Consider the following 5,867-nt stretch of genomic DNA (forward strand, 5'->3'; position numbering starts at 1 on the left):
GACAAAAAAGAAGAAGTCGGCACAATAAGTGTTAAGCATTGGATCGATATGGCAATTCGCATTGAAGGAACTAATAAAACCTTTGGTGTTCATGCAGCAGGAGTAGTTATTTCTTCCCAACCATTAGATGAAGTCGTTCCCCTACAAAAGAATAATGAAGGTGCAGTAATTACCCAATACTTTATGGAAGATTTAGAATCTTTAGGTCTATTAAAAATGGACTTTTTAGGTTTAAAAAATCTGACAACTATTCAAAATGCTGCTAATTTGATTAGAAAATATCATCCTGACAAAGTAACTTTAGATTTAGATCGGCTACCTTTAGACTCAATTCGTGCTTTCGATATCCTAGATCGCGGTACGAGTAAAAAGTTACCTCCTGATGTTAATAAAGCTCAAGGATTATTAAGTAAAGGAGATTTAGAAGGAGTATTTCAGTTAGAATCTGATGGGATGCGTCAAATAGTAAAAGACCTCAGACCATCGGGTATTGAAGATATTTCTTCTATTCTAGCTCTCTACCGTCCAGGACCTTTAGATGCGGATCTAATTCCCAAATTTATTAACCGCAAACATGGTCGAGAAGAAGTTAGATACGAACATCCAATCTTAGAGCCAATCCTCAAAGAAACCTACGGCGTAATCGTCTACCAAGAGCAAATCATGAAAATTGCTCAAGACATGGCTGGTTACTCTCTAGGAGAAGCAGATTTACTCAGAAGATGCATGGGTAAAAAAAAGATTGCTGAGATGGAAAAGCATCGGGAAAAATTTATAGATGGTGCTGCAAAAAGAGGTGTCAGACAAGCAATAGCTAATGAACTATTCGATAAAATGGTTTTATTTGCGGAATATTGCCTCAGCTACGATACTGAAGTTTTAACGGTAGAATATGGCGCAATTCCTATTGGAAAAATTGTAGAACAGCAGATTTCTTGTAATGTTTATAGTGTTGATAAAAATGGTTTCATTTATACTCAATTAATTGCTCAATATCATCATCGCGGAACTCAAGAAATCTTTGAATATACTTTAGATAATGGGAAAATTATTCGCGCTACTAAAGAGCATAAAATGATGACAGCAGACGGTCGAATGTTACCCATTGATGAGATATTTAATCAAGGTTTAGAATTGAAACAAGTTAACTTAGGTTGGGGAAAGGTTGATTCTGAGTCTAAGCGTCAAACTATAAGCAGAGAAGAAACAATTAAAAAACACGCTTCTAAACGTAAACCTTTAACCAAAGAAGAAATAATGCAAAAATACGCTGGAAGTGAAAAAGATTTTATAAGACGTAGTTTTCTATAGTACAAATTAGTAAGAGACTGGGGACTGAGAAATGACAATTATGGTTTCAGGCAAAACGACCGTTCTTCTATATGGATGCGCTTTAAAAGCTAGTAATTAGATAAAGTCGAAAATATTACATAGTAAGAGCTTGCAATCTCAGTCGGTTGTAAAACTTAACGATTCTCAGAAAAGCGATCGCTTTTCTGAGAGGTTTTACGTATAAATACTTACAGTTTTGCCTACTTTTGTTAATCAAATCGAAAAAATTGTTGAAATCTATATAAAATACAGCTTCTAGCGATCAATATTGGTCTAGTTAAGCTTAGAATAAGGCAGTCGTCGATCGCATTGTTTTTTAGGGCAGTGTTGACGATGAATGTCTTGCGAGATCTGAACCTCTTTTGATTGACTCTCAATTGGAGTTGATAAATATTTGAGGTTTTGTTTTTATAAGTGAGTCTTGACTTTAAAAAAGCTATGGGTATAAAATGCCGAAGTTTCGGTACAGATGCAAAATTCAAAACTAAACAGACTTTATACACACAGGAGATTTATTAAATGAACAAAGGTGAATTAGTCGATCGTATTGCTCAAAAAGCTACTGTCACTAAAAAACAAGCAGATGCCGTTCTCAGTGCTGCAATTGAAACTATTATGGAAGCTGTATCCGAAGGAGATAAAGTTACTTTAGTAGGATTTGGTTCTTTTGAGCGTCGTCATCGTAAAGAAAGAGAAGGTCGTAATCCTAAAACTGGAGACAAAATGTTAATTCCAGAAACAGAAGTACCTGCATTTTCCGCAGGCAAACTATTTAAAGATAGAGTTGCCAATAAGTAATTTGCAGCTAACCTGGCTGAGTTGTGACTAGACCAAACCACGGTGGAAATTTAACCTGGGCAGCTAATATAGCTGGCTGTCCAACTTCTTCTATTATAGATTTTTCCGCTAGTATCAATCCCTGGGGAATTCCGCAAACTGTTGTTACAGCTATCGAAGAAGATATTCCTCGCCTTACAGCGTATCCCAACCCCGAATATCCTCGATTGCGGAATTGTCTGGCTAAGGATTGTAATGTTGGCGCAGATTATGTTTTGCCTGGGAATGGTTCAGCAGAACTATTAACCTGGGCAGCTAAAGATTTATTACAACAAGAAGAGACTTATCTGATTGCCCCTGCTTTTGGCGATTATTATCGAGCTTTAAGAGCTTTTGGGGCAAAAATTAACGTTTTAACAAGTAAATTACCTTTCGGAGATTTAGATACCTTAATCCCCGATCGATTGCCTTGTAATTCAGGTTTACTACTAAATAATCCCCATAACCCCACAGGAAAGTTGTGGCAGAAAGCAGAAATTATTCCTTATCTAAGTAAGTTTGCTTTGGTCATAATCGATGAAGCTTTTATGGATTTTCTCCGTCCATCGCAACAGCAGAGTTTAATCGATTTAGTTCCTGATTTTCCTAATTTGGTAATTTTACGTTCTTTAACTAAGTTTTATAGTATTCCAGGGTTACGTATTGGTTATGCTGTGACTTACCCCCACAGAATCCAACAATGGCAACAATATCGCGATCCTTGGTCGGTAAATAGTTTAGCAGCCACCGCAGCGATTACCGCGATTAAAGATCGGGATTTTCAGCAAGATACTTGGAATTGGTTAGCTACCGCTAGAGAATCTTTATTCCAAGGCTTAAAGGCTATTTCTGGTTTACAACCTTTACCTGGCGCAGTAAATTTTTTGTTGGTCAGAAGTGAAATCTCAGTCACTTTATTGCAAGAAAAACTACTCCAGCAATATCAAATTTTAATTCGTGATTGTCTGAGTTTTCCCGAATTGGGAGATCGCTATTTTCGCATTGCAGTGCGTACTCCCCAGGAGAATCAATTGTTACTTAAAGCTATTGAATCAGTTATTAATAAGTAGCAAGTAAGCCACTAACCACTAATCACTAAAAAAAATGTTATTTGACTACGATGTAGTAGTAATAGGTAGCACTCCAGAGGGGATTTATGCAGCCCAAAAAGCTGTGTTGTTACAAGCTAGAACCGCTTTAGTAACTCAAACAGAAAAAGAATATACTGACTATAATTCCTTTATTTATAATCGTTGTTTAAGTGAAATAACTAATTCTGTCTCTAAGTTTGAGTATAATCCTTGGGGAATCTGGCAAGAGGCTATAACAACACCCAAAGTTTCTCTACAAGATATTAAAAGCTATGGTGATTTGGTTACAGAAAATATTACAGCAGAACATTCTTTAGGTAATTTAGCAGCTTTAGGAGTAGATGTTATTTATGGTAAGGGGGAATTTTGTCGTTTACCAAAGCAAGCTTTTTTAGTTGGTAATCGTCAATTGCGATCGCGTAATTACTTGTTGGCTACAGGTACTAAATATCAAATTGAAAATAAATATCAAGCAGCACAATTAAATTGTCTAACTCCCGATGATTTATGGCAAAAAGATCTAAATAATTTTCCCAAAAGTTTAGTGATAGTTGGGGATTCTCATCGTAGCTTAGAATTAGCCCAAGGATTAGCTAGACTGGGCAAACAAGTTACTTTAACCACATCTAATAAAATTCTTTTACCAGGAGAAGCTGTAGCTGCTAGCCAGTTATTACAGGCACAGTTCGCAGCAGATGGCATTACAGTTCTTTTAAATTCTTCCATAGAACAAATTCAAGCAATTGAAAATAAAATTTGGCTACAAATAGGCGATCTGGCTTTAGAAACCGAAGTAGTTGTTTTTACACATAAAACACATCTTAATATTACGGGTTTAAATCTCGAAGGAGTTGGTGTTACAGCTTTTTTCAACCATATTTCTGTTAACGAAAAACTGCAAACTAGAAATAAAAGTATTTACGCTTGTGGCGATCTTTTAGGAGGAGATTTTTTACCCCACATCGCACAGTATCAAGTAGATATTGCACTAAAAAATATGTTATCTTTTCCTTGGTTTAAAACAGACTATCGTTATTTACCCACAATAATTTTAACTCAGCCTAATATCGCTAGAATTGGTTTAACCAATCTTTCATCTCAGCAAAAAAAACCAGCTATTTATCTTGTCAAACAACACTTTAAAAGTATCACCCAAGCACAAATTACAGGAGTAACTACGGGATGGTGTCAATTTATCATTAAAGCTAATGGAGAAATATTAGGCTGTACTATTGTCGGCGATCGCAGTACAGAAATTATTAATATAGTTACTTTAATGATACGTCATAAAATAAAACTAACTCGTAACCCAATCCAAGGTTTATTAAGACAAGATATTCCTTATGTTACTCCTAGTTATAGTGAAATTTTTAATCAAGTTGCGATCGCTTTTCATCAGCAAAAAATACAACGCGATCGTAAGTTAAAAAATAGATTAGCAACCTGGTTTGATTGGCGTAAGTAAATAATTAATTTAGTCTATTTATTCATCATAAATAATGAGTAAAAAACAGTTTATCGTTATCGAAGGTATTGATGGCTCTGGAAAATCGACCCAAGCAGAATTATTAAAAAATCATTTTAGCAATCAAGCAGAAAAAGCCGTAATTAGTCCCGAACCTTCTAGTGGAATTATTGGTAATCTAATTAGACAAGCTTTAAAAAACAGAATCTTTTTTACCGCAGATAAAAATCTTTTTGATGAACAAATGGCATATTTGTTTGCTAGCGATCGTCACGATCATTTATATAACGATATTGATGGAGTTTATAAACTAATTCAAGATGGCTTTAATGTTATTAGTACCCGCTACTATTTTTCATCTTTAGCTTATAACTCTCAAACAGAAGAACAATTTGACTTTATCAGCAAACTAAACCATAAATTTCCTCCTCCTGATATTACAATTTACCTAGATATTCCCGTCGAAGTTTCTTTGGAAAGAACTAAAAATCGCTCTTTAAAAGAAATTTATGAAACTAAAGATAAACTGACTCAAGTTCGCACCAATTATCAACAAATTTTTAATAAATATACTAGTAAACTCTTAATAATTGACGGCGCAAAAAATCGAGATATTATTCATCAAGAAATCATTGATTTTTTATAGTTTTTTTTGAAGACAAAAGATAAATTAGGGTGAACATTATCCACCCTATTGCTATTTTGAGAATGGTTTAACCAGCTATAAGCTTGGAGCTTCGCTTGCTGTAAGCTTTGTTTAATTTCTCCACTTCGTGCATAGTGGAATAAGGCGCGCGTGGTGGGTGAAATTGCCCTCACTATACAAGTCAAGTCTTGCTAATATCTAATAGCCTATAGCAAGTGCGCTAATCGCTACGCGATTTTAATTAGGGTTTGCTGAATAACTTGACAACCTTGAGCAAATAAAGGTTACAAGGATTTTGGGCGCAGCAAAAAGTTAAGTAAAAATGGCGAAAAACCCCTAAAATTGGTAAAAGACCCTTGCACTTATCTCAGCAAGAACAAATGTACCGTAAAACTAGCCAGTCGGAGCTTACCCCAGAAAATTTTGAATTACCCTTTGAAAGTAAGTTGTCATCAGAAAACCGATGGGTAATTATGGCAGAGTTAATTCCTTGGTCAGATTTTGAGTCAGAATATGC

The 5,867-nt window shown here is 35.2% G+C and carries 4 protein-coding genes and 1 pseudogene; all 5 read left to right on the forward strand.

All coding sequences use genetic code 11. The features are described from left to right. Positions 1 to 1,311 (forward strand): annotated as a pseudogene (locus tag H1P_RS30240) (hypothetical protein); the annotation flags it as partial. 540 nt (positions 1,312 to 1,851) lie between these two features. Next, positions 1,852 to 2,130, forward strand: a complete 279-nt coding sequence (locus tag H1P_RS30245; protein ID WP_144874736.1) for an HU family DNA-binding protein — start codon at positions 1,852 to 1,854, stop codon at positions 2,128 to 2,130. A 23-nt stretch (positions 2,131 to 2,153) separates the two neighbouring features. Further along, positions 2,154 to 3,218, forward strand: coding sequence for a threonine-phosphate decarboxylase CobD (gene cobD / locus H1P_RS30250; RefSeq protein WP_144874738.1), 1,065 nt, complete (start codon positions 2,154 to 2,156; stop codon positions 3,216 to 3,218). A 34-nt stretch (positions 3,219 to 3,252) separates the two neighbouring features. Then, positions 3,253 to 4,704, forward strand: coding sequence for an FAD-dependent oxidoreductase (locus tag H1P_RS30255; RefSeq protein WP_144874740.1), 1,452 nt, complete (start codon positions 3,253 to 3,255; stop codon positions 4,702 to 4,704). Between the two features lie 34 nt (positions 4,705 to 4,738). Then, entirely contained in the window at positions 4,739 to 5,350 is a 612-nt protein-coding gene (tmk, locus tag H1P_RS30260) for a dTMP kinase (protein WP_144874742.1), read from the forward strand. The last annotated feature ends 517 nt before the right edge of the window (positions 5,351 to 5,867 follow it).

Source organism: Hyella patelloides LEGE 07179, from assembly GCF_900659865.1.
Classification (GTDB): Bacteria; Cyanobacteriota; Cyanobacteriia; order Cyanobacteriales; family Xenococcaceae; genus Hyella; species Hyella patelloides.